The following is a 25,062-nucleotide window of genomic DNA, read 5'->3' on the forward strand; positions in this document are numbered from 1 at the left end:
CCTGACCAACGCAATTCACCAGGACGCGAGGCCGTCCTACGGGGCTTTCGCTACGTAACGGTGGAGTTTGCAGTTGTAACAAGCGCAGGTGACATGAGGCCTGAATTACACCGTCGAGCAGAGTTTTCACTCGCCTGACAGGCAAATATTCGAGGCCAGTTCACAAAGTGCAGTCAGCTGCAGATGACCCCGAGCGAAGGCTTCGGAAACATCGCCTGAATTAGCCATGATGCGTGACCTCCCCTTTCGGAGCTCACGGTAAATGCCAACCCGCTGCGGATTCTGCGCGCGGCAGCACCCGAATTATCAGGGATACGTGTAGGGTGGAGATGCACAACCGCCGGACTGTGTAGCAATAGGCTTTATCAAGACGCTTCATCTCGTCCACAGCCGCTGGTTGATTCCTCCTCCTGACTGAGTGCTTAAGTAGCCACAGCAAGCAGGACGCGTACGTCGCGATATCGGCCCAATTGGCCTGACATCGCTGGACACGGGAATGGCCAACCACTCCCGACGCACCTGACACCGACCGTGAGAAGTCGTGTGTGCCGAACGCCGTTTCCGGCAGCCCGGAAACCGACGGTACTACATGAAAAGAATGCTGATTAACGCAACTCAACCCGAAGAGTTGCGTGTTGCACTGGTAGATGGCCAACGCCTCTACGACCTGGACATCGAATCCGGTGCACGCGAGCAGAAGAAGGCCAACATCTACAAAGGCCGTATCACTCGCATCGAACCAAGCCTTGAGGCTGCCTTTGTCGATTTCGGCTCTGAGCGCCACGGCTTCCTGCCCCTCAAAGAAATCTCCCGCGAATACTTCAAGAAAGCCCCTGAAGGCCGCGTCAACATCAAGGACGTCCTGAGCGAAGGCCAGGAAGTCATCGTTCAGGTCGAAAAAGAAGAACGTGGCAACAAGGGCGCCGCCCTGACCACCTTCATCAGCCTGGCCGGTCGTTACCTCGTGCTGATGCCGAACAACCCGCGTGCCGGCGGTATCTCCCGTCGCATCGAAGGCGAAGAGCGCAACGAACTGCGTGAAGCGCTGAACGGCCTGGTTGCACCCGCCGACATGGGTCTGATCGTGCGCACTGCCGGCCTGGGCCGCAGCAGCGAAGAAATGCAGTGGGACCTCGACTACCTGCTGCAACTGTGGACTGCCATCAAAGAAGCCTCGCTGGATCGCTCCGCGCCATTCCTGATCTATCAGGAAAGCAACGTGATCATCCGCGCCATCCGCGATTACCTGCGCCAGGACATCGGCGAAGTGCTGATCGACAGCGTTGAAGCCCAGGACGAAGCCCTGACCTTCATCCGCCAGGTGATGCCGCAGTACGCCAGCAAGATCAAGCTGTATGAAGACAGCGTGCCGCTGTTCAACCGTTTCCAGATCGAAAGCCAGATCGAGACCGCTTTCCAGCGCGTCGTCGAACTGCCTTCCGGCGGCTCCATCGTCATCGATCCGACCGAGGCCCTGGTGTCCATCGACATCAACTCGGCGCGCGCCACCAAAGGCAGCGACATCGAAGAAACCGCTCTGCAGACCAACCTTGAAGCCGCCGAAGAAATCGCCCGTCAGTTGCGCCTGCGCGACATCGGCGGCCTGATCGTCATCGACTTCATCGACATGACCCCGGCCAAGAACCAGCGCGCCGTGGAAGAGAAAGTCCGCGAATGCCTGGAAGCCGACCGCGCTCGCGTGCAGATCGGCCGCATCTCGCGCTTCGGCCTGCTGGAAATGTCCCGTCAGCGCCTGCGTCCATCGCTGGGCGAAAGCAGCGGCATCGTCTGCCCGCGCTGCAACGGCACCGGCATCATCCGTGACGTCGAATCGCTGTCTCTGGCAATCCTGCGCCTGATCGAAGAAGAAGCCCTGAAAGACCGCACTGCCGAAGTGCGCGCTCAGGTGCCGATCCCGGTCGCCGCGTTCCTGCTCAACGAAAAACGCAACTCGATCACCAAGATCGAACTGCGCACCCGTGCCCGTATCGTCATTCTGCCGAACGATCACCTCGAAACCCCGCACTTCGAAGTTCAGCGTCTGCGTGACGACAGCCCGGAAGCTGCGACCAACCAGTCCAGCTACGAAATCGCTGCGGCTGCTGCCGAAGTCGAAGAAGTCCAGCCAGCCGCTGCCACCCGCACCCTGGTTCGCCAGGAAGCTGCGGTCAAGACTGCGCCGGCCCGTGCCAATGCGCCGGTGCCGACCGAAGTCGCCGCGCCTGCCGCTGCTGCACCGGCTCCGGTTGCCGCGCCAGAGCCAAGCCTGTTCAAGGGCCTGGTGAAATCGCTGGTCAGCCTGTTCGCGACCAAAGAAGAGCCAGCCGCTCCGGTCGTCGTTGAAAAACCGGCCACCGAGCGTCCGGCCCGCAACGAAGAGCGTCGCAACGGTCGTCAGCAGAGCCGTAACCGTAACGGTCGCCGCGATGAAGAGCGCAAACCGCGCGAAGAACGTGCACCGCGTGAAGAACGCGCACCACGCGAGCCGCGTGAAGAGCGTCAGCCACGTGAAGCCCGTGAAGTCCGCGAGCCGCGTGAAGCCCGTACCGAGGCGCCAGTCGCCCGCGAAGAACGCGCACCCCGCGCTCCGCGTGAGGAACGTGCACCACGTGCTCCACGTGAAGACCGCAAGCCACGTGGCGAGCGTGAAGAGCGTGTACGTGAACTGCGCGAACCACTGGACGCCGCTCCGGCTGCACCAGTAGCCGCTGCCGCTGCCGCTGTGGTCGCAGAAGAGCGTCCGGCCCGTCAGCCTCGCGAAGAGCGTGCTCCACGCCCACCGCGTGAAGAGCGTCAACCACGTGCCGAACAGGCTGGTGCGGTAGCCGAAGAAGAAGTGATTACCGGTGAAGAGCAGCTGTCGGAAGACGGTCAGGACAACGCTGAAGGTGATCGTCCACGTCGTCGCTCCCGTGGTCAGCGTCGTCGCAGCAACCGTCGCGAGCGTCAGCGTGATGCCAACGGCAACGTGATCGAAGGTTCGGAAGAATCCGAGTCCGGCGAAAACGCCGCCGCACCAAGCGCTGCCGATCTGGCTGCCGGCCTCGCCGTCACTGCTGCTGTTGCCAGCAGCGTGATCAGCGCTCCGGCCGAAGCACAGGCTCACGAGCAAGCCGAACGCGCCACCGCCGCTGTTCAGGAAACCGCTCCAGTGGAAGCGCCGGTGGTTGAGGCCACTACCCCAGTGGAAGTGGTTGCTGCTCCGGAAGTCGAAGTGGCACCGGTTCAAGAAACGCTGCCTCAGGTTGAAGCTGCTGCAGAACCTGCCATTGAAGCGCCAGTTGTGGCTGCTGAGCCGGCTGCTGAAACCGTCGCTGAAACCGTGACCGAAACCGTGCGTGAAGTTCGCGAAGAACAGACCGCGTTCAACTGGGTTGCCGAGCCTGCCGTCGCTGAAATGCCAGCGCCAGTCGTTGAAGCCCCAGTGGTTGAAGAAGCCAAGGCTGCCGCGCCAGTGGTCGAAGCCGCCGAACCTGCTCCAGCGCCAGTGGTTGAAACACCGGTGGTCGAAGCGCCAGTGGTTGCCGAAGCCCCTGCTCCAGTGGTTGAAGCCACTCCGGTCAGCGCCCTGACGCCAAACGGCCGTGCGCCAAACGACCCACGTGAAGTGCGTCGCCGCAAGCGTGAAGCCGAGCGTCTGCAGAAGGAAGCCGAACTGGCTGCCGCTGCTGCTCCGGCTGCTGAAGTGGTCGAAGTTGCTGCCGTGACTGAAGAAGCGGTGGTTGAGTCGGTGATCGCCGAAGCACCACGCTCCGTTCAGGACGCGGTCGAGCATCACCAAGCGGCCGAGGAAAAAGAACACGAGCCTAAACCGCTCGTCTGATTCCGAAAGCCAATAAAAAGCCCCGCCCGGTGAAAACCTGGCGGGGCTTTTTTATTCCATTTAGAAGATCAAAAGATCGCAGCTCCTGTATGAGCTGCCGAAGGCTGCGATCTGTTGATCTTGCCGTTATCTAAAAGCCAACGCCTCGGGCACATCGATATCCCACAACACCCCGGGATCATCCACCGCCACTTCCACCACCCGCCCCTGCTTGAACAACGGTCTGGCCCCGCGATCGCCACTCAACGTCTGCAACCCCGGCCCGAACGAACGCCCGAACCCCACCGGATGGCCGAACTCGCCCTCCTGCACCGGCACACTCACCGCATCCTCGGCAATCGCCGCCGCCACCCGTTCAATACTCGACGGCAGGATAAACGGCATGTCACCCAGTACGATCAACCAGCCATCCGCCTCGGGGCAGGCTGCGACGCCAGCCGCAATACTGTCACCCATCCCGGTCGATTCAATCGTGACCACCGCACAGCCATAGGCCTGCGCCATGCGCATGGCCTGCGGTCGTGCTTCAGTGGTCACCAGCACACGCTTGTCGAGATTGGCCGGCAGATTCACCAGCACCTGCTCGATCACCGAACGCACCGCGCCATCGCGCCCGGTGCAATCGGCCAGCAGCTTGTCCTTGTCGGCACCGGCAACCTGACGAAAGCGACTGCCCTCGCCCGCCGCCAGTACGATTACAGCGATGGATCGACTCATGCGCCCTCCACGACATTCTTCTGCTTCAACTCGACGCCGTTCTTGATCGCCACAATCTCCGCCAATAACGACAGGGCAATCTCCGCTGGCGAATGACTGCCGATGTGCAGACCAATCGGCCCGTGCAATCGCGCAATGGCTGATTCTGACAAGCCTAGCTGAGCCAGATTGTCCCGACGCTTCTGGCTGTTGACCCGCGAACCCAATGCACCGACATAGAAGGCCGGTGAATCGAGCGCGGTGAGCAACGCCATATCATCCAGACGGGGATCGTGAGTCAGCGCGACGATGGCTGTGCGTTCGTCCGTCTGAATGCTCAACACCGCGTCATCCGGCATACCCGGGACGAACCGTCCGTGGTGCTCTTCCCAACCGTAGACGAACTCGGTACGCGGATCGCAGATCAGCACTTCGAAATCCAGCAGCCGGGCCATATCGGCCACATAACGGGACAGCTGTCCGGCGCCGATCAACAGCAGCCGCCAGCGCGGGCCATAAATGGCGCGCAAGGTCTTGCCGTCGAATGCCAGCACATCGGATTTGCTCGCCGCCGACAGCACAACCTCACCGGTTTCGATGTTCAGCTCACGGGCGACAATTTCATGCGCTTCACAACGCGCGAGCAACTCGGCGACCCACGCCGGATCAGCGACCCGCTCCTCGGTCAGGCGCAGCGTGCCGCCACAGGGCAAGCCGAAACGCGCGGCTTCTTCCCGGGTGACGCCGTAGGTAATCAGTTGCACCGGTGGCCCGTCGCTGGCGATGCGCCCGTCGTGCAGACGGGCGATCAAGTCATCCTCGACACAACCGCCCGACACCGAGCCGATCACCACGCCGTCCTCGCGCAACGCGAGCATCGCGCCGGGTGCCCGGGGCGCGGTGCCCCAGGTCTGCACCACGCTGAACAGCACCACCCGCTGCCCGGCACGGCGCCATTCGAGCACCCTGCGCAGGACGTTGAGATCGGCGCTGTCCATCAGGCGGATATCCGCTGTTGAGAGTGCCAGACCTGAAGTTTCAGGTTAAACATGGGTTCACCCGCAGAGGGTTTCGGTTATGGTCGACGGTTTGCGTCAACCCCGCGATCAACAAAAAAGCCCTGCATTTTCTATTCGTGCAGGGCTCTGGGTGCTGCGTGAAAGCGTAGCCTCAATAGCGGTTCGGCTCCATTTCCAGCTCGACATTGAAACGTTCGGCAATATCTTTCTGGATGCGTTGCGCCAGATCGAGCAACTGCAGACCGGTCGCGGTGCCGTAGTTGACCAGCACCAGCGCCTGCAATTTATGCACGCCGGCATCGGCCTCACGGAAACCTTTCCAGCCAGCGCGCTCGATCAGCCAGCCTGCGGCCAGTTTCATCTGCCCGTCCGCTTGCGCATAAGCCACCAGATCCGGGTGCTGCGCCTTGATCTGCTCGACCAGCGCCGCTGATACCAGCGGATTCTTGAAAAAGCTGCCTGCATTGCCGAGTACCGCCGGATCCGGCAGTTTTTCGCTGCGGATACTGCAGATTGCGCGGCTGACATCGCTTGGCGTCGGTTGCTCGATGCCTTGCTCGGTCAGGCGCTGACGCACCGGGCCGTATTCCAGATGCAGGTGGGCAACTCGATCAAGCTTGAAGCGCACGCGCAGGATCAGCCAACGCCCCGGCTGCTGCTTGAACAGGCTGTCGCGGTAGGCGAAGTTGCATTCTTCCAGGCTGAAGTCGCGCAGTTCGCCGGTCTGGCGATCCAGCGCGGTCAACCCGGCGAACACATCCTTGATTTCGACGCCGTAGGCGCCGATGTTCTGCATCGGCGCAGCGCCAACAGTGCCGGGGATCAGGCTGAGGTTCTCCAGACCGGAGAAACCCTGCGCCAGCGTGTGCTGCACGAACGGATGCCACGGCTCGCCGGCCTCGGCCTCGATCACCACGCAGTTACCGTCGTCGCTGATCAGCCGAATGCCTCGGCTGGCCATGCGCAGCACCAGCGCCGGGATATCAGCAGTCAGCAGCAGGTTGCTTCCGCCGCCAATCACTAGCAACGGCAGGTTATGGGCAGTTGCATAGGCCAGGGCTTCGCGCACGTCGGCGTCGCTGTGGGCCTCGGCAAACATCTGCGCACGCACATCCACGCCAAAACTGTTGAACGGTTTCAGCGAAACCTGTGATTGAAGCTGCAAACTCATAACCGGCCCTTCACTTCGATCAACAATTGGTCGCACGCCGCCTCGATCAGATCCAGCACCTGCTCGAAACCCTGATCGCCGTCGTAGTACGGATCCGGCACTTCATCGACCACCCCGGCATAACGGCGCAGGAACAGATCCAGCTCAGCCTTGCCAGTGGACGGCTGCAGAGCCTTGAGGTTGCGCAGGTTGCTGTTGTCCATGGCCAGAATCAGGTCGTAACTGGCGAAATCGGCGCGGCTGACCTGCTGCGCACGTTGCGCCGACAGGTCATAACCGCGCACCTTGGCTGCAGCCTGGCTGCGTTTGTCCGGCGGATTGCCGACGTGCCAGTCACCGGTGCCGGCGGAGGCCACTTCGACCTGATCCGCCAGCCCCGCTGCGCGCAATTTGTGACGCAACACGCCTTCGGCAGTGGGCGAACGGCAGATGTTGCCCAGGCACACGAACAGAACGCGCATCAGGCCCCCAGCAGGCGACGAACGCGCTCGAGGTCTTCAACGGTGTCGACCCCGGTCGGCGGCGCGATCAACGCATCGGCAACATGAATTCGCACGCCATGCCACAGAGCACGCAGCTGTTCGAGGGATTCAGTGTTTTCCAGCCAGCACGGGCCCCAGTTCACGAAGTCCTGGAGGAAGCCGGCGCGGTAGGCGTAAATGCCGATGTGGCGACGGTACGGCACGCCTTCCGGCAACTGCTCGCGGCTCTTGGCGAAGGCGTCACGCGCCCATGGCAGGGTTGCGCGGCTGAAGGTCAGCGCCAGACCGTTGAGGTCGCTGACGACCTTGACCACGTTCGGGTTGAACAGGGTTTCGACGTCTTCGATCGGCTCGGCCAGGGTGGCCATGCGCGCTTCGGTGTGGGCCGCGAGATTGGCCGCGACCTGATCGATCACACTTGGCGGGATCAGCGGCTCATCACCCTGCACATTGACCACGATCGCGTCCGGCGCAAGACCCAGCTTCGCCGCGACTTCCGCCAGGCGGTCAGTCCCGGAATTGTGATCTTCACGGGTCAGCACTACTTCCGCGCCGAACACTTTGCACGCCTCGACGATGCGCGCATCGTCGGTCGCGACCACCACACGGCTGGCGCTGCTTTTGCTCGCCTGCTCCCAGACATGCTGGATCATCGGCTTGCCGGCGATATCCAGCAGCGGTTTGCCTGGCAGGCGGGTCGAGGCGTAACGCGACGGGATGACAACGGTGAAAGCAGTGGTCATTTATCCAGACGCTCGTCAGTGGTCAGGGTGCGCGCTTCGCTTTCGAGCATCACCGGGATGCCGTCGCGGATCGGATAGGCCAGACCGGCGCCCTTGCTGATCAGTTCGGTCTTGTCGGCGCTGAGCTTGAGCGGGCCTTTGCAGATCGGGCACGCGAGGATGTCGAGCAATTTGGTGTCCATGAACATTCCCTGGATAAAGAGTTAAGGCAAAAGACGATCGGGCAACAGGCGCATCAGCTGGGTGTCGAACCAGGCCACGAAGGCCGGTGACGGCACGGCATCGACCGCCAGATACCACCAGTCGTCTGCTGCGAAGGCACGGCACTTCACCGCGTCCTTTTCGGTCATCACCAACGGCAATGACGGTGTGAAATTCAAGGCCTGCACGCTGTATTCGGCGTGGTCGGCAAACGCATGGGGCACTGCGCGCCAGTCTAGCGCTTCGAGGGTATTGAAGAAACGTTGCGGATTGCCGATCCCGGCCACCGCGTGCACCGATTGACCGGGCGCAAAATGTGCCAGCGGCTTGCGCTCGCCGCTGCGCAGATTGACCAGTGCGGTCGGTTGCAGGTGAAAGGCGAAACCGTCTTCACGATCCGCAGTGGCACCGTTGAACAACACGCCATCGACGCTTTGCAGGCGCTCGATCGGCTCGCGCAACGGACCGGCCGGCAGGCAGCGCTGGTTGCCCAGGCCACGGGCGGCGTCAATCAGCACCAGCTCCAGATCCCGCGCCAAGCGGTAATGCTGCATGCCATCGTCGGAGAGGATCAGATCCAGCGGTTCACTGGCGAGCAACGCTTTGACCGCTGCGCTGCGATCTGGGTCGATCATCAGTGGCACGCCGGTGCGTTGCACGATCAGCAGCGGTTCATCGCCGGCGACGTCGGCGCTCTGCTCGGCGGTGACCCGCCACGGCAGTTGCGGCGGTTTGGCGCCATAGCCACGGCTGACCACGCCGACGCGCAGGCCGGCACGGCGGCAATGTTCGATCAGCCACAGGATCATAGGTGTCTTGCCGGTGCCGCCGACGGTGATGTTGCCGACCACGATCAACGGTACCGGTGGCTGATAGATCTGGCCTTCACCGTCGAGAAAGCGCTGACGCTTGTTGACCACCACGCGGCGGTAGAGCATTTCCAGCGGCCGCAGCAGCGTCAGGGCAGGATGCCCCTGATACCACGCGGCGAGCAAACGATCGGACAGGCTCATCAGGATTTGGGCGCCGCCTCGACCGTGGTCATGCGCAGATGGCTGAAACCGAGCTTGCCGGCCGCGTCCATGGCGGTGATCACCGACTGGTGTTGGGTCTTGCCGTCAGCGCTGATCGACAACGGCATGCTGGTGTCACCGTTGGCTTCTTTCTGCATGGCTTCCATCAGCGTCGCCAGGTCGTTTTTCGGCAGAATCTTGTTGTTCACCGAGAACACGCCTTCGGCGCTGATTGCGACGTCCAGCTGCTTGAGCTGCTGGTCTTCGGCGGGCGATCCGCTGACCGATTCCGGCAGATCGACGCGCAACTGGGTTTCGCGGGTGAAGGTGGTGGTCACGACGAAAAACAGCAACAGGATGAACACCACGTCGATCAGCGACGCGAGGTTGATGTCGATCGTTTCCCGGGGCTTGCGACGGAATTTCACGCTTTGTCCCCGGCCAGATCGACGTCACGGTCGCCCTGCACCACTTCGACCAGTTTGATCGCTTCCTGCTCCATGCCCACCACCAGCTCATCGATGCGGCGTTGCAGGAAACGATGGAAGAACACCGACGGAATACCGACCATCAGGCCCGCCGCAGTGGTAATCAGTGCCTTGGAAATACCGCCGGCCAGGACCGAGGCGTTGGTGGTCATGCCGGAACCGGTGAAGGCGCTGAAAATGTCGATCATGCCCAGTACCGTGCCCAACAGGCCCAGCAACGGCGACATGGCGGCAATCGTGCCCAGCGCGTTGACGTAGCGTTCGAGCTCGTGAATCACCCGCGCGGCGGCTTCTTCGATGCATTCCTTCATGATCTCGCGACCATGCTTGGAGTTGGCCAGGCCCGCGGCGAGGATTTCACCCAGCGGCGAATTGGCGCGCAATTCCTTGAGTTTTTCTTTATTGAGCTGCTTGTCCTTGATCCAGACCCAGACCTGACCCAGCAGATGCTCGGGGGTGACGCGGCTGGCGCGCAGGGTCCACAGGCGCTCGGCGACAATCGCCATGGCCGCGATGGAACTCAGAATGATCGGCAACATCATCCAGCCGCCGGATTTGACCAATTCCCACACAGTGACAGTCCCCTCGAAAAAGTGCGCCACTTTACCATACCGGTTCGCGATTAAGACCCGCTGCCCCGACGACCTGATGCCGCATTCGGCGATCCTGCGATCAATGGTGTTTCAGCGCCAGAAACGCCGTGGTTGACGCATCAGCCACGGCGACTGAAAGCTGCCCAGACGCAGATGGATGGCGCCGTGCTGCGCGCTGTCGTAGATGCGCAGCCCTTGCTGGCGATAACGCGCGAGCACCAGCGGGTGTGGATGACCGAACGAATTGCCCTGCCCCCGGGAGATCAGCACCGAATGGGGGCGTAATGCCCGCAGCAAAGCCATCGATGAGGAACTGCGGCTGCCGTGGTGCGGTGCTTGCAGCCAGTGCGTCGGCACCGCCAACGGACTCTCCAGCAGACCCCGTTCGGCAGCCGTGTCGATATCACCGGTCAGCAGCAGACGCTCGCCATTGGCCTCGATCTGCAACACGCAAGAGCGCTGATTGCTGTCATGGGCCGCCGACCATTGCCACAGCTGAAACCGGACCCCGTCCCATTGCCATTGGCGCCCGCTTTCACAGGCCTCGGCCTGCAGGATGGCGGGCAGCCCCGGCGGATCGCCGCTGATCACCCGCGTCACTTTCAGGCCCCGCGATACCGCCAATGCACCACCGGCATGGTCGGCGTCGGCATGACTGAGCAGCATCAGATCGATGCGGTTAACCCCCAGTTTGTGCAGCGCCGGCAGCACCACCCGCTCCCCCAGATCGAAATCGCCGAAGCGTGGACCGGCGTCGTAGAGCAACGCATGATGACGCGTGCGGATCAGGATCGCCAGGCCCTGACCGACATCGAGCTGCCAGACATCGGCCAGGCCCTCGGCCACTCGCTCGCGAGGCGGCGCCAGCAGAATCAACAGCAACGGCCAGCCCAACGGTCGCAATGGCACTCCGCGCGGCAACAGCAACAACACGGCGCCGAGACAGCCAATCAACAAGCCCCACCACGGCAGCGACGGCGAGATCCACGCCGGCCAGGCCCCGGCTATTACCGACAAGCCGCGAAACAGCCAGTCGATCAAACCACCGGCCAGCCACAACAAGCCTGCACCGACGTAAGGCACCGGCAACAACAGCGTGCCGAGCAGCGCCGGCGGCAGCACCAGCAGACTGACCCACGGCACCGCGAGCAGATTCGCCAATGGCCCACTGGGGGCGATCGGCAGGTTCAGCGCCAGCAACACCGGGCACAGCCCCAGCGCAATCAGCCATTGCGCGCGAGTCCAGGTCTGCCACCATTTCCACGCACCGAGTCGCCCGCGGAAGGTGAAAATCAAAATCCCCACCGCGGCGAACGACAGCCACAACCCCGGACGCAGACTGGCTAACGGGTCAAGCAACAGCAGCGCATCGAATGCCAGCAACAGCGGCCACCACGCGCCGAGATGGCGAAAGCGCAGGCGCCACAGCAACACCAGCCCGACCATCACACAGGCCCGTTGCACCGGCACGTCAAACCCGGCGAGCAAGCCGTAACCGAGCGCCGCAGCAAACGCCAGCCCACAGGCCCAAGGCAGCCAGGGCCAACGCAGCGGCCACAGTCCTAAACGCGCCAGCCCGGCGACCAACAAATAGATGACCGCCGCCAACATCCCGATGTGTTGGCCGGAAATCACCAGCAGATGCACGGTGCCGGTGTTCTGCAAGATCTGCCAGTCCTCGCGACTGAGCCCGGAGCCGTCACCGAGCACCAGAGCCGCCAATGCACCACCCCGGCCCTGCGCGTCCACTTCAAGCAAGCGCTGCCGAATGCTGTCGCGCCATGCCCAATTTGCCTCGGCCAAGCGCTGACCATCCTTGATCGTGCCGGTCGCGCCAATGCGTTGCGCCAACAGCCAGGCTTCGTAATCAAAGGCATCGGGATTGAGCAAACCACCCGGGCGCTTGAGCTTTACCGCCAGGCGCCAGCGCTCGCCACTGTTGAGCGGCGGCCCGGCGTACCACGCCAGACGCATCAACGAAGGCAGCTTCTCGTGACGCGAGCGGGCATCGGCCAGCTCGAAACGCACCACGCCCTCGCTGGTTTGCGGTAAGCCGATCACCCGCCCTTCGACCCAACGGGTTTCGCCGTCGAGCGCCTCAGGCAGGCGATCATTCAACGCCCATTGCGCACTGACGCACGCCCAGGTGAAACCGAACAGCAGCAACGCCAGGGGATAGCTGCGAAACGGCAGCAACATCAGTCCCACCAACGGCAACAACATCATCAACCCGACCGGCGGTAAAACCGGCAAAAAAACCGCAACCAGCAGACCGACTGCCAGCGCCATCATCCCTGTGCGCATAAGCCCGTCCTTGAGAGTTCCTGCATTAGGCGTAGCGGGTACGAAGGCGGGTCGTCGTCAACAATTGTCACAAAGTCTGAATGGGCGCTTCGTAGAATCCAGACATACTTGCCGCCTTAACCGACCGAGAAGCCTTATGCCCCGGCGCTTATTCAAACGTTACATGCCCGATCCGACGAGCATCAGGGAACACAAATCCTTACGCTTTCTCGGCAAGTTGCTGCATGACCCGAACCTCTGGCACCTCAATCGTCACTCGGTGGCCCGGGCGATGGCCGTCGGCCTGTTCGCCGCGTTCCTGCCGATTCCGGCGCAGATGCTGGTGGCGGCGGCACTGGCGATCACCGTACGAGGCAACATGCCGATTGCCGTCAGCCTCGTCTGGCTGACCAACCCGATCACTATGCCGGCGGTATTTTTCTGCACGTACCAGACCGGCGCCTGGTTAATGAATGTGCCCGCCCGCACCCTGCCCGATTCGTTGACCTGGGAATGGATCAGCGGAGAGTTGTCGACCATGTGGCAGCCGTTTTTGCTGGGATCGGTGGTATGCGGACTGCTACTCGGCATCCTCGCCTACTTCACGGTGATGCTGTATTGGCGTTGGTGGGTGGCGCGGCAATGGGCGCGGCGCAAGAAAAGCCGCAAGTCTTGAATGCAAAACGGCCTCCGCAAGGGAGGCCGTTTGGTTTTTTGCTGTCCGGTCTGACGCGATCGCTTGCAGATCGGTTCCACCTGTAGGAGCTGCCGCAGGCTGCGATCTTTTGACTTCAGGTATCAAGATCAAAAGATCGCAGCCTGCGGCAGCTCCTACAGGGATATTGCGGTCGATCAGGTGCGCATCCCGCGCCCACTCACCAGCAGCCGCGCGCAGCCGAGGTACAACACCACTGTCGCCACCAGCATGAAGGTGATCGCGATGCCGATGCGGATATCCGACACCCCAAGAATGCCGTAGCGGAAAGCGTTGACCATGTGCAGCACCGGGTTGGCCAGCGACACGGTCTGCCAGAACGGCGGCAGCAAGGTGATCGAGTAGAACACCCCACCGAGGTAGGTCAACGGGGTCAGCACAAACGTCGGGATGATCGAGATGTCATCGAAGTTGCGCGCAAACACCGCGTTGATGAAGCCCAGCAGCGAGAAGATCGTCGCGGTCAGGATCACCACCAGCAAGGTCACGCCGAGGTGATGCACCTGCAGATGGGTGAAGAACAGCGACAGAATGGTCACGATCACCCCGACCATCAAGCCACGCAGCACGCCGCCAATGGTGAAGCCGATCAGAATCGTGTGCGGCGACACTGGCGAGACCATCAGTTCCTCGATGGAACGCTGAAACTTGCTGCCGAAGAAACTCGAAACCACGTTACCGTAGGAGTTGGTGATCACCGACATCATGATCAGCCCCGGCACGATGTACTCCATGTAACTGAAGCCACCCATGCCGCCAATCTGCTTGCCGATCAGATTACCGAAGATCACGAAGTACAGAACCATGGTGATCGCGGGCGGCAGCAGGGTCTGCGGCCAGATCCGCGTGAAGCGTTTGACCTCGCGATAAACGATGGTCTGGAGGGCGACGAGGTTGGGTCGGAACTCGGAACTCATACCGCCACCTTCGACAGATTTTTCTCCACCAGGGACACGAACAGCTCCTCGAGGCGATTGGTTTTGTTACGCAGGCTCAGCACTTCGATGTTCTGCTGCGCCAATTGGGTGAACAGCGCGGTGATGCCCATGGATTTATCGACCTGAACCTCCAGGGTATGGCCGTCGAGCAACCGGGCGGGATAGCCGATCAATTGCGGCGCGGCGTGCAAGTCGTTTTTCAGGTCGAGCAGGAAGGTCTCCACGTGCAACTGGCCCAGCAGCTGTTTCATGCTGGTGTTCTCGACGATAGTGCCGTGGTCGATGATGCCGATGTTGCGGCACAACTGCTCAGCCTCTTCCAGATAGTGCGTGGTGAGGATGATGGTGATGCCCTTCTGGTTCAGCTCGGTGAGGAACGTCCACATCGAGCGACGCAGTTCGATGTCGACGCCAGCGGTCGGCTCATCGAGGATCAGCAGGCGCGGCTCGTGCACCAGGGCACGGGCAATCATCAGACGCCGTTTCATGCCGCCGGACAGCGAACGCGACGGCACATCGCGCTTGTCCCACAGGCCGAGCTGGGTCAGGTACTGCTCGGCGCGTTCCTTGGCGATCTTCGCCGGAATGCCGTAGTAACCGGCCTGGGTCACGACGATGTCGAAAGTCTTTTCGAACTGGTTGAAGTTGAATTCCTGGGGCACCACGCCGATCGAGCGCTTGAGCGCGGCGGGGTTCTTGTCCAGGTCATGACCGAAGATATTCACCGTGCCACTGGTCTTGTTGACCAGGGTCGAGAGAATGCCGATGGTCGTGGATTTGCCGGCGCCGTTGGGGCCGAGCAAGGCGAAAAAGTCACCTTCGGCGACGTCCAGATCGATACCACTCAAGGCCTGGAACCCGTTGCCGTAGGTTTTGGTTAGCTGCCGGATGGACAGAGCGGAACTCATATCGGATTTACGCACCAAGAAGGGAAGAAAAGGAAAGATTGGGCCGGGCGGCGAACAAAACAACCACAGCGCATGAGCGCAATGGTGCTTGCCGCCGCTACACAAGTACAGTCAAGAGTGTCGATAGTTATTATCAAGTCAACGCGGTCATGACCGCTTTCTGATAAGCCGGACGCTGCTTCAACCGTGCATACCACGCTTCCAGATGCGGCTGCGCGGCACGTTCGATGGGCATCTCGAACCAGGCATAAATGAAACTGCCCAGCGGAATATCGCCCATGCCGATTTCGCTGCCGGACAGGTATGGCTGGCTGGCGAGGGCCTGATCGGCCATGGCCAGCAGCGCCGTGCACTCCTTGATCGCGGCGTTGATCGCCGGCCAGTCCTGCTTGTCTGCCGGTGTGCGCAATACGCCCCAGAACACGGTGCGGAACGGCCCGGCAAAACTCGAGGTGGTCCAATCCATCCACTTGTCCGCGATGGCCCGGGCTTGCAGGTCTGCCGGGTACCAGGCGCTGTTCGGTGCATGCTTGGCCAGCAGGTATCGCACGATGGCATTCGATTCCCACAGCACGAAGCCGTCATCCTCGATCACCGGTACCCGGCCGTTCGGGTTCATCGCCCGGTATTCAGGCGTGTCGACCACACCGAAGGCGCCACCGGCGTCAATCGCCTCGTAGGCCAGGCCCAGCTCCTCGGCGGCCCATAGTGGCTTCCTGACATTCGATGAGTTTTTCCGTCCCCAGATCTTCAGCATGACCGCCTCTTTTCCAGTGCGTGGGCAGGCAGCATACGCCGGATCAGACCCGACTCAAATCACTCTGCATATCGCCCAAGACCTTCGCCTGATGTTCGCCGAACAGATGCGGGTAGCACTTTTCCAGGTGTTCGAAAAAGAACTGCTCGGGCACATCGGTGAACTGGCCGTGATCGACCAGATACTCCATCAGCAGTGCGCCGTCACGGTTGTACGGGTGGAAAACGCTGTCATTGATCCCGTCAAAGTCCAACGGTGCGACGTTGAACAGTTCGCACAGTTGCTGATTGAAGGCCGGCGTGGCTTTGACCCAGCGCTCGTTGAGGAACAGTTCGGTGTAACCGTGCATGGCGAACACATCGCTGCGCAGCAATTCCAGCAGACGCGGGGTCGACAGGTGATTCTTGACGTCGGCCAGACCGATGCGCGCCGGAATGCCGCAATGCCGAGCACACCCGGCGAGCAATGTGGCCTTGGGCACGCAATAACTTTCCCCGGCCGCCAGCGCATGACTGCCGCACAGGGTCTGTGGGTCGAGGCTGAAGGTATACGGGTTGTAGCGCACCGTTTCGCGCACGGCGTAATAGAGACTGATCGCCTGCGCGAGCGGGTCGCGGCTGGCACCACGCTGTTGTTCGGCGAACTCCACCACCGCCGGGTGGTCACTATCGATGAAGCGGCCGGGGCTCAGATACTCGCGCATGACGATGTTCTCCTGGGTGAGTCCCGAGTCTAGCGACAGCTCAAGCACAGAGATAACGACGTTTCGGCCAAACATGCACGCGAAGACGCGGGAACCGCGAACGATTTCCCACGGGTGTTGCCCACCGAACCTACGAAAACCATCCGGGGTTTCCCACGAGTTCAATCACCATGTTCTGACCACTCCGTTTTACAGATGCCGTCTAAGCTCTGGAGGGTCGGTTTGCCTTGGTTCACGGAGGATTACATATGCTGTTGTTGTGGATACTGGTTCTGATCGTCGGTGTGGCGTATCTCGCCCACCGCCGCAACGCCCCCCTGCCCGCGTTGGGTATCGTCGCCATTTACCTGCTGGCGATGGGCATTTTCAGCCATGCCCCGGGCTGGTTGCTGCTGGTGCTGTGGGTGGTGCTCGCGGCGGTTGCCGCGCCGTTGCTGCTGCCTGACCTGCGCCGCAAACACTTCACCGCGCCGCTGTTCAACTGGTTCCAGAAAACCCTGCCGCCGATGTCGCAGACCGAACGCGACGCGATCGATGCCGGCACCGTATGGTGGGACGGTGAGCTGTTCAGCGGCCGTCCGGACTGGGACAAACTGCTGTCCTACCCGAAAGCGCAACTGACCGAAGAGGAACAGGCCTTTATCGACGGCCCCACCGAAGAACTCTGCGCGATGGTCACTGACTGGCAGATCGGCCAGTCGATGGACCTGCCGGCTGAAGCCTGGAGCCACATCAAGGAACACGGCTTCTTCGCCCTGATCATTCCCAAGGAATTCGGCGGCAAGGGCTTTTCCGCCTACGCCCACTCGCAAGTGGCAATGAAACTCGCGACCCGCAGCGGCGACCTCGCCTCCACCGTGATGGTGCCCAACTCCCTCGGCCCGGCCGAACTGCTGCTGCACTACGGCACCGATGAGCAACGCAACCACTACCTGCCGCGGCTGGCCCGTGGCGACGACATTCCATGCTTCGCCCTCACCGGTCCGCTGGCCGGTTCCGATGCCGGCGCCATGCCGGACACCGGGATCATCTGCAAAGGTGAATGGGAAGGTCAGGAAGTCATCGGCCTGCGCCTGAACTGGGAGAAACGCTACATCACCCTCGGCCCGGTCGCGACCCTGCTCGGTCTGGCCTTCAAGGCCTATGACCCGGAACATCTGCTGGGCGACAAGGAAGATCTCGGCATCAGTCTGGCGCTGATCCCCACCGATACACCGGGCGTGGAAATCGGCCGTCGTCACCTGCCACTGGGTGCCGCGTTCATGAACGGCCCGAACTCGGGCAAAGACGTGTTCATCCCGCTGGACTACCTCATCGGCGGCCAGGAAATGCTCGGCAAGGGCTGGATGATGCTGATGAACTGCCTGTCGGTCGGGCGTTCGATTTCGTTGCCGGCAGTCGGCACCGGCGCGGCCAAGTTCACCAGTCTGGTGACCGGTCAATACGCGCAGATTCGTGAACAGTTCAACGTCCCGCTGTCGGCCTTCGAAGGCATTCAGGAAGCCATGGCGCGCATCGGCGGCAACGCCTGGATGATGGACGCGGCGCGCATGCTCACCGCGAACGCGGTGGATCTGGGCGAGAAACCGTCGGTGCTGTCGGCGATCCTCAAGTATCACCTGACCGAACGCGGCCGCGAGTGCATCACCCACGCGATGGATGTGCACGGCGGCAAGGCGATCATCATGGGGCCGAACAACTACCTCGGGCGCAGCTGGAACGGCGCGCCGATCTTCATCACCGTGGAAGGCGCGAACATCCTTTCGCGCAACCTGATGATCTTCGGTCAGGGCGCCATTCGCTGCCATCCGTTCGTGCTCAAGGAAATGGCCCTCGCCGGCCGCGAAGACAAGGAACAGGCACTGAAAGAATTCGATGGCCTGCTGCTCAAGCACATCGGTTTTGCCGTCGGCAACGCCGCCAGCACCCTGGTGCTGAACCTGGGCTTCGGCCACTTCGAACATGCGCCCGGGGACAAGATCAGTCAGGGCTACTTCCGTGCACTCAATCGGCAGGCAGCGGCTTTCGCCATGCTGGCCGACTTCAGCATGATGCTGCTGGGTGGCGAACTGAAGCGTCGCGAACGCCTGTCCGCACGTCTGGGTGATGTGTTGAGCAACCTGTATCTGGCCTCCGCTGCGCTCAAGCGTTATCACGATCTGGATTCGCCGGCGCATATGGAGCCGCTGTTCCGCTGGGCCATGGAGGAAAGCCTCGGCCAGTCGGAACGGGCACTGGATGAGCTGCTGAGCAACTTCCCGAACAAAGTGTTTGGCTGCCTGCTGCGAGTGATCGTGTTCCCGTTCGGCCGTCGCCACAAAGGCCCGTCGGACAAGCTCGGTGCCGAAGTGGCAGCGGTGATCGGTCGTGCCAAAGGCGATCCGACGCTCGAAGAACTGCTCGCCGGCTGCTACCGCCCGCAGTCCGCAGACGATGCCGTCGGTGCCCTGCAACATGCCAGCGATCTGCTGAATGCCGCACAACCGCTGCACAAGAAACTGCACACCTCGCTCAAGAGCGGTCAGGTCAAACCGGTCGCCGGCGAACACGCTATCGATGCCGCACTGGAGGCCGGGGTGTTGCAACCGCAGGAAGCACAGACCCTGCGCGATGCCGAAGCGGCACGGCGCAAGGTGATCGACGTCGATGATTTCGACAAGGAAGAGCTGAAGCAGGCTGAGGGCAAAGTCCGCTGATGCCGACGACCGTGTAGCTGTTTATTTGTGAAAAACGGGCACGAGAGCTTTATACTCCCGCGCCCGTTTTGCTCTTGAGGACTTATCTCGTGTCCAACGTCGTTGCCGATCATCTGGTTTTGCTCGACCATCTGCGCAGTATCCTGGTCGCCGTAGGTGAGGCCGAACAGGTTCCCGAAGAAAGCCATGCCTTGTTCCTGGAGCGCTTTGACGAACTGCTGGCGTCCCTGCCGATCGATCCGATCGAAAGCCAGTACCTGGGCCAGGACATCCTGACCCAAGTGATTACCCGCTATCCGCAAATTGCCCACCTGATTCCACGGGATCTGCTGTGGTTCTTCGCCGGCGACTGCCTGCACTACCTGTCCGATGAAGAAATCGACATGTATCAGGCACTGGAAGAACGTCGCTACGAGGCCGAACAGAACGACGAACCGTTCGACTGGAATCAGGAAAAACAGTTGCTGGCGATGTCTGCTCAGGACAGCAAGCACTGATTTAATGGTTTGAAGATCAAAAGATCGCAGCCTGCGGCAGCTCCTACAGGGAATCATGTGATTCATGTAGGAGCTGCCGCAGGCTCGGGCCGCGTTCGGACGATCTTTTGCTTTAAAGCAGCCCCTCGCTCTCCGGCAATTCATACGCCAGCGCCAGATTATTCGGCGCCCCCGCCTTGCCCGGCTTGCTCAACGTCGGCTCCTTCTCCAGGCACTCCACCAGATAGTCGATGAACACCCGCAGCTTCGGCGGCAGATAACGCGTCGGCGAATGCAGCAACCACAGACCGCCATGGTAGGAAGCGAGGAATGTCCATTCCGGCAGCACCTGCACAATCAACTTCTGCTCAAGCGCATAGCGCGCGGTGAAGTACGGCAGGCTGCCAATACCAATGTGCTGCAACACTGCCCCGAGCCGCACGCCGGTATGGTTGGCGGCATAACGGCCACGTACGCCGACGGTCACCGCTTTGCTGCCCTTCTTGAATTTCCATCGCGCATCGCTCGGGGTTTCCCCCAGATAGATGCAACTGTGATTGAGCAGATCGTGAGGGTGAGTCGGCGTGCCGTGTTCGGCCAGGTATTGCGGGGTGGCGCAGAGCAAATGGTCGATGGTCAGCAGCTGCCGCCCGACCAGCCCGGCCGGCGGACGGTCAGTAATACGAATCGCCAGGTCGACATGATCGTCGATCAGATCAACCTGACGGTCTTCCAGCAGCAACTCGACATCGACCTTCGGATAACGCCGCAGAAACTCGGGCATGTGCGGATGAATCACGAATCGCCCGACCGCTTTCGGCACACTGACCCGCACCAGCCCTTCCGCCTCGTGGGTGAATTGCCCACTGATCTCCATCACCGATTTGGCGGCGCTGACCATCTCCTGACAACGCTTGAACACTTCTTCGCCACCGTCACTCAGGCGCAGTTTGCGCGTGGTGCGCTGCAGCAAACGCGTGGCCAGGGCCTTCTCCAGCCGGGAAATGCTGCGACTGATCGCGGAAGGCGACGAGCCCAGTTGACGGGCCGCCTCGGAGAAACTGCCGGTCTCCACGACCTTGACGAAGATCGCCATTTCACCGAGCAGTGGCAGCGGAAGATTGATGTTCACAGCGCACAAGTCCTTTGATGTTTGAACGGATTATCACGTTATTGCACGATTCATATAATAAAAAAAGACACTTTAATAAGGGCATGGAATATGACGCTTCGCCTCTTTTTCCATAGTGATGACCTCAAGGCTAATGTGGAAGTCCTCGACTGCACGCCCCACGAGAACGAATTTGCCGTGGTGCTGCGCGCCACGCTGTTTCATCCGCAAGGCGGTGGTCAGCCTTGTGACACCGGCATGATCGGCGAAAGCCAAGTGCTGCGCGTGGTGCAGGAACCTGACCGGATCGTGCATTACGTCGATCGTCCGGTAAAACCCGGCATGACCTGTATTCACGTGGATGAACAACGTCGCCGCTACAACACCCGCATGCATTCGGCCGGGCACCTGATCGGGCATTTCCTGCAGGCCATGGGCTGGACGCCGATCAAGGCGCACCACTGGCCGGACGAGGGCCGGGTGCAATTCAAGCCGGGCGATGCCGCTCAGGAAGTCGACGCGCCAACCGTTCAACACGGTATCAGTCAGTGGATCGAACACGACCTGCCGCGCCTGACCTCGCTGCGCGAAGGCGCACGGGAAATCGGTTTTGGCGAGCTGCCGGCCTATGGCTGCGGTGGCACCCACGTACGCAGCCTGAAGGATTTGGGCACAGTCACGATCGCCTCGCTTTCGCAGAAGAAAGGCACGTTATCCGTCCACTACAGCGTGGATTAAGCATCTCGGACGCTGCTCCGCGCAGCGTTCGACGCCGGGGGGAGCCGCACTCGCCGGTTCCGTTGACTATCGATAGATGGACCTAAAAACAATGATGCTAGACGTCGAGCGTCTCGATGAGACGTGCATAAAAAAACTGGCCAACGAAGAAGTACTCGCCATCCGCGTCAAAGGCTTCTTGCCCGAGCCGCTGGCGATCGAGATTGGCGACAAGATTCTTGCTCCGGGCTTCGAGGGCTACATCAACGCGCCGAGCATCGGCCGCATCGGCATGGCGTTTTACGAGGCGGAAAACCAGCCGCTGCTGATCGAGGACTACTTCGAACGCGCCACCCGCAACATCGCCGAACTGCGCGAGCGCTGTGCGCCCTACTCCTCGCCGGTCGACACCCTGCGCTGCATGCTCGACGAGTCGTGGCCGGCCGGTGCCCACCTGGAAAACCTCTATGGCCGCAAGATGTATGTCGGCCTGTCGCGGGTGGTCAAACCTGGCGTGTGCTTCCTCGCCCACCACGACATTTTCGCCAAGGACGCCCCGGACAGCTTTCAGGCCCGCAGTCTGGAGGCGCAGTTCGCCTGCAACGTGTACCTGAACATGCCGACCGAGGGCGGCGCACTGCAGATGTGGGACGACGACATCACCCCGGATCAGTTCGACCAGATGCGTGGCGACAGTTACGGCATAGACCCGGCGCGGCTCGGCCCACCGACCCTGGAAGTGCGGCCGGAGCCGGGCGATTTCATCATGTTCAATTCGCGCTGCATGCACTCGGTGACTCCGGGCGTGGCGGATCCGCGTCTGAGCCTTTCATTCTTTGTCGGCTATCGCGGCAATGCTTCACCCCTGACCTTCTGGAGCTGAGATGTTATCGAACTACCTGGGCGAGTTTCTGGCGCTGGCCACCATTCACTTTCTGGCCGTGGTCGCTCCCGGTCCGGACTTTGCCGTAACCATTCGCCAAAGCGTGCGCTTCGGCCGACTGGTGGGAATCTGCACCGCACTGGGCATTGGTGCGGGCATTTCGGTGCACGTTCTCTACACCTTGCTCGGCGTTGGCGCCCTGATGCACACCACGCCGTGGCTGCTGACGGTGGCCAAGGTGATCGGTGGCGCATACATCTTCTACCTCGGCATCAGCCTGATCCGCAGTAAACCGAAGACCACGCTCGAGGGCGAAAAAGACGCTGACGAACCGCTGGTCGAGCAGTCGCTGTTCAAGGCGTTCAGCACCGGTTTTCTGACCAATGCCACCAACCCCAAAGCCACGCTGTTCTTCCTGGCGATTTTCACCACGATCATCAGCGCCAGCACCCCACTGGAAATTCAGGCGTTGTATGGGGTGTGGATGTGCTTCGTCAATGCGCTGTGGTTCGTGATCGTCGCGCTGTTTTTTTCCAGCAGCCGGGTGCGAACCCTGTTCATGCGCATGGGCCATTGGTTCGAACGCAGCATGGGGGTGATCCTGATTCTGTTCGCCGGCAGACTGGTGCTGTCGATGTAAACGCTGCGCCCAAAGACAAGGCCCGATCAGTTGCACACTGCTCGGGCCTTTTTCGTTTGTGCGCCGCTTTTGCATTTCTGTGCGACGGATCCCACTTCAGGGACTCCCCTTCAACACCTTCGTGGTGTTAGTTTGGAAAAGATTTGTTTCAACTTTCAAACACTTCCCTCTCAACTGCCTGCAAAGGAATGCCCACCGTAATGAATTTTTCTCTCAAGCGCCTGGCTGCTGCCAGCCTGGCTCTGGCCAGTCTTTCGTCGTTCGCCCTGCCTGCCCAGGCCAACATCACCCCTGAGCAAAGTGCTGCGATCCTCAAGACCTTCAGCGATACGACGGTCAGCGATTTTCGTCAGTTTCTCGGTGCCGTCGCGAAAAGCGATCTGAGCAAGACCGACAACCTCGCCCCGGCGATCAATGGCTTTCTCGACAACAAGACCCTGACCGCCGAGCAGCAGAACGAGATCAATCGCCTGCTGGGCATCTACACCCGAGCCAAGTACGGCAAAGCCGCCCTCGAAACCCTGCGCGAACTGGTGGAAATCCCGACCTTCCAGAAAGAAGGCGTGGCCCAGCACGACAACCCGGAGTTCATCAAGATCGCCGAAAAGATCAAGAACCTCGCCGAATCGTTCAACCTGAAGTTCCGCAACGTCGACAACCGCGTCTATGAAATTTCCCTCGACGGCAGCGGCGACGAAGTCGTGGGCATCCACGCGCATGCCGATGTGGTCCCTGTCACCCCGGAAAACTGGGTGCTGAAAGACGGCACCAAACTCGATCCGTTCAAAGTCACGCTGATCGGCGATCGCATGTACGGTCGCGGCACCGAGGACGACAAGAACGGCATCGTCGTCGCCCTGTACGCGATGAAAGTGATCAAGGAAGAAAAGCTGCCACTGGCACGCAATTTCAAACTGCTGGTGGACACCACCGAAGAAACCACCGGCGACGCGATCCCGTACTACTTCGAACACAACCCGACACCGAACTACAACATGGCGCTGGACGGTGGCTACCCGGTGGTCATCGCCGAGAAAGGCTACGGCACGGTCATGGCCAACTTCCCGCTGCGCAAGGCTGAAGGCAGCGGCGCAGAAATCATCTCGATGACCGGCGGCCTGGCGACCAACCAGATTCCATCGGTCTCGGTTGCGACACTCGTCACCGACAAGCCTGAGCAATTGGCGGCGAGCCTGCAGAAAGCCGGCAACGATTACGCGAAAAAACACGGTGGTGACTTCGAAGTCGCGGCCAAGGTTGACGGCAAAGACGTCAAGCTGAGCGTCACCGGTGTGTCAGCGCACTCCTCCGAACCCGAATCCGGCGTCAACCCGGTCGCGCGGATGCTCGACTTCATCAACAGCCTCGACGGCAAGGTGGCGCTCAAGCACAACCAGATCACCGACGCGGCACGCTATGCGTCCACCAACTGGGGCCTGGATTACCTGGGGAAAAAACTCGGCGTGGGCTTCTCCGATTCGTTCATGGGCCCGCTGACCACCTCGCTGACCTACGTCGGCGTGGACGACAAAGTCTTCAAACTGGCAGTCAACCTGCGCGTGCCGAAGGGCAAATCGCCAGAAGTGCTGAAGAAGCAAATCGCTGACAAGCTGGCGGCCTGGAGCAAGAAAACCCACGTTGCCGTGGACTTCACCTACTCGATCGCCGAGCCGATGTACCGCAATCCGGAAGGCGAATGGGTCAAAGCCCTGCTGGCTGTGGCCACTGAAAACCTTGGCATGAAGCACGAGTTCGGCACGTCTGCCGGCGCGACCTCGGTGCATGAACTGCCGAACGGCGTGCAGTTCGGCCTGGCCCGACCTGAAGTCAAATACACCGGGCATACCGACGGCGAATTCAAGACGGTTGACCAGTTCCTGCTCGACCTGCAGATCGTCACTGAGATGATGGGCCGTGTCGGCCAGCTACCGAAGCTCTGATAAGGCACAGGCCCGTGATTCAGCGGGCCTGAGTGAAAACAGAAAAGGACCCGAAGGTCCTTTTTT

General features: G+C 61.1%; 23 protein-coding genes. 8 read left to right on the forward strand and 15 right to left on the reverse strand.

Features of this window, described 5'->3' with window-relative positions; genetic code table 11:
* The first annotated feature begins 589 nt into the window (after window positions 1–589).
* Window positions 590–3,823 carry a ribonuclease E gene (rne, locus tag LOY52_RS19350; protein ID WP_258675638.1) on the forward strand — a complete coding sequence of 1,078 codons (3,234 nt, stop codon included), beginning with the start codon at window positions 590–592 and terminating at the stop codon, window positions 3,821–3,823.
* A gap of 126 nt (window positions 3,824–3,949) precedes the next feature.
* Here the strand turns inward: rne and LOY52_RS19355 are convergent, their stop codons facing one another.
* The 10 genes from LOY52_RS19355 to LOY52_RS19400 all read right to left on the reverse strand — a co-directional run bounded on the left by LOY52_RS19355 (window position 3,950) and on the right by LOY52_RS19400 (window position 12,533).
* Entirely contained in the window at window positions 3,950–4,540 is a 591-nt protein-coding gene (locus tag LOY52_RS19355) for a nucleotidyltransferase family protein (RefSeq protein WP_258675639.1), read from the reverse strand.
* Window positions 4,537–5,517, reverse strand: coding sequence for an XdhC family protein (locus LOY52_RS19360; protein WP_258675640.1), 981 nt, complete (start codon window positions 5,515–5,517; stop codon window positions 4,537–4,539). Before LOY52_RS19360 ends, LOY52_RS19355 begins: the two co-directional genes overlap by 4 nt.
* Window positions 5,518–5,689: 172 nt before the next feature.
* On the reverse strand, window positions 5,690–6,709 hold the full coding sequence (gene murB, locus LOY52_RS19365; RefSeq protein ID WP_258675641.1) for a UDP-N-acetylmuramate dehydrogenase: 1,020 nt from the start codon (window positions 6,707–6,709) through the stop codon (window positions 5,690–5,692).
* Window positions 6,706–7,170, reverse strand: coding sequence for a low molecular weight protein-tyrosine-phosphatase (locus LOY52_RS19370; RefSeq protein ID WP_007967581.1), 465 nt, complete (start codon window positions 7,168–7,170; stop codon window positions 6,706–6,708). Before LOY52_RS19370 ends, murB begins: the two co-directional genes overlap by 4 nt.
* Window positions 7,170–7,934, reverse strand: a complete 765-nt coding sequence (gene kdsB, locus LOY52_RS19375) for a 3-deoxy-manno-octulosonate cytidylyltransferase (RefSeq protein ID WP_258675643.1) — start codon at window positions 7,932–7,934, stop codon at window positions 7,170–7,172. Before kdsB ends, LOY52_RS19370 begins: the two co-directional genes overlap by 1 nt.
* Entirely contained in the window at window positions 7,931–8,116 is a 186-nt protein-coding gene (locus tag LOY52_RS19380) for a Trm112 family protein (RefSeq protein ID WP_003174668.1), read from the reverse strand. The genes kdsB and LOY52_RS19380 overlap by 4 nt, the downstream gene beginning before the upstream one ends.
* Window positions 8,117–8,137: 21 nt before the next feature.
* Window positions 8,138–9,148, reverse strand: coding sequence for a tetraacyldisaccharide 4'-kinase (lpxK, locus tag LOY52_RS19385; protein ID WP_258675644.1), 1,011 nt, complete (start codon window positions 9,146–9,148; stop codon window positions 8,138–8,140).
* A complete protein-coding gene (locus tag LOY52_RS19390; protein ID WP_097088472.1) occupies window positions 9,148–9,576 on the reverse strand; it encodes a biopolymer transporter ExbD in 429 nt (142 codons plus the stop codon). Before LOY52_RS19390 ends, lpxK begins: the two co-directional genes overlap by 1 nt.
* The gene (locus tag LOY52_RS19395) at window positions 9,573–10,208 is read right to left on the reverse strand and encodes a MotA/TolQ/ExbB proton channel family protein (protein WP_003227083.1); all 636 of its coding nucleotides are present in this window, start codon (window positions 10,206–10,208) and stop codon (window positions 9,573–9,575) included. Before LOY52_RS19395 ends, LOY52_RS19390 begins: the two co-directional genes overlap by 4 nt.
* A gap of 111 nt (window positions 10,209–10,319) precedes the next feature.
* Window positions 10,320–12,533, reverse strand: coding sequence for a DNA internalization-related competence protein ComEC/Rec2 (locus LOY52_RS19400; RefSeq protein ID WP_258675645.1), 2,214 nt, complete (start codon window positions 12,531–12,533; stop codon window positions 10,320–10,322).
* Between the two features lie 136 nt (window positions 12,534–12,669).
* Here LOY52_RS19400 and LOY52_RS19405 point away from each other — a divergent pair, with 136 nt between their 5' ends.
* Complete coding sequence (locus tag LOY52_RS19405; protein WP_258675646.1) at window positions 12,670–13,188, forward strand: DUF2062 domain-containing protein; 519 nt, start codon at window positions 12,670–12,672, stop codon at window positions 13,186–13,188.
* 176 nt (window positions 13,189–13,364) lie between these two features.
* Here LOY52_RS19405 and LOY52_RS19410 read toward each other — a convergent pair whose 3' ends face one another.
* The 4 genes from LOY52_RS19410 to LOY52_RS19425 form a co-directional block, all read right to left on the reverse strand.
* Complete coding sequence (locus LOY52_RS19410; RefSeq protein ID WP_098965044.1) at window positions 13,365–14,144, reverse strand: ABC transporter permease; 780 nt, start codon at window positions 14,142–14,144, stop codon at window positions 13,365–13,367.
* Window positions 14,141–15,073, reverse strand: a complete 933-nt coding sequence (locus LOY52_RS19415; protein ID WP_027612335.1) for an ABC transporter ATP-binding protein — start codon at window positions 15,071–15,073, stop codon at window positions 14,141–14,143. Before LOY52_RS19415 ends, LOY52_RS19410 begins: the two co-directional genes overlap by 4 nt.
* 133 nt (window positions 15,074–15,206) lie before the next feature.
* Window positions 15,207–15,830: a glutathione S-transferase family protein gene (locus LOY52_RS19420; RefSeq protein ID WP_258675647.1), complete on the reverse strand. Its 624-nt coding sequence runs from the start codon at window positions 15,828–15,830 to the stop codon at window positions 15,207–15,209.
* 43 nt (window positions 15,831–15,873) lie between these two features.
* Window positions 15,874–16,533 (reverse strand): transglutaminase family protein, encoded by a 660-nt coding sequence (locus LOY52_RS19425; protein ID WP_258675648.1) that lies wholly within the window; start codon window positions 16,531–16,533, stop codon window positions 15,874–15,876.
* A 248-nt stretch (window positions 16,534–16,781) separates the two neighbouring features.
* Here LOY52_RS19425 and LOY52_RS19430 point away from each other — a divergent pair, with 248 nt between their 5' ends.
* Together LOY52_RS19430 and LOY52_RS19435 are read left to right on the forward strand one after the other, a co-directional pair.
* Complete coding sequence (locus LOY52_RS19430; RefSeq protein WP_258675649.1) at window positions 16,782–19,229, forward strand: acyl-CoA dehydrogenase; 2,448 nt, start codon at window positions 16,782–16,784, stop codon at window positions 19,227–19,229.
* A gap of 89 nt (window positions 19,230–19,318) precedes the next feature.
* On the forward strand, window positions 19,319–19,726 hold the full coding sequence (locus LOY52_RS19435; protein WP_008087850.1) for a PA2817 family protein: 408 nt from the start codon (window positions 19,319–19,321) through the stop codon (window positions 19,724–19,726).
* A 112-nt stretch (window positions 19,727–19,838) separates the two neighbouring features.
* Here LOY52_RS19435 and LOY52_RS19440 read toward each other — a convergent pair whose 3' ends face one another.
* The gene (locus LOY52_RS19440; protein WP_258675650.1) at window positions 19,839–20,837 is read right to left on the reverse strand and encodes a LysR family transcriptional regulator; all 999 of its coding nucleotides are present in this window, start codon (window positions 20,835–20,837) and stop codon (window positions 19,839–19,841) included.
* 90 nt (window positions 20,838–20,927) lie between these two features.
* On the opposite strand from LOY52_RS19440, the gene LOY52_RS19445 reads away from it, so the two are divergent.
* The 4 genes from LOY52_RS19445 (at window position 20,928) to LOY52_RS19460 (ending at window position 24,996) form a co-directional block, all read left to right on the forward strand.
* Window positions 20,928–21,554, forward strand: coding sequence for a hypothetical protein (locus LOY52_RS19445; RefSeq protein ID WP_007967562.1), 627 nt, complete (start codon window positions 20,928–20,930; stop codon window positions 21,552–21,554).
* A 91-nt stretch (window positions 21,555–21,645) separates the two neighbouring features.
* Window positions 21,646–22,416, forward strand: a complete 771-nt coding sequence (locus LOY52_RS19450) for a 2OG-Fe(II) oxygenase (protein ID WP_258675651.1) — start codon at window positions 21,646–21,648, stop codon at window positions 22,414–22,416.
* A gap of 1 nt (window position 22,417) precedes the next feature.
* A complete protein-coding gene (locus LOY52_RS19455; protein WP_258675652.1) occupies window positions 22,418–23,056 on the forward strand; it encodes a LysE family translocator in 639 nt (212 codons plus the stop codon).
* A 200-nt stretch (window positions 23,057–23,256) separates the two neighbouring features.
* Window positions 23,257–24,996 (forward strand): dipeptidase, encoded by a 1,740-nt coding sequence (locus LOY52_RS19460; protein WP_258675653.1) that lies wholly within the window; start codon window positions 23,257–23,259, stop codon window positions 24,994–24,996.
* Window positions 24,997–25,062: the final 66 nt, after the last annotated feature.

This window comes from Pseudomonas sp. B21-051 (genome assembly GCF_024748795.1).
GTDB lineage: Bacteria > Pseudomonadota > Gammaproteobacteria > Pseudomonadales > Pseudomonadaceae > Aquipseudomonas > Aquipseudomonas putida_A.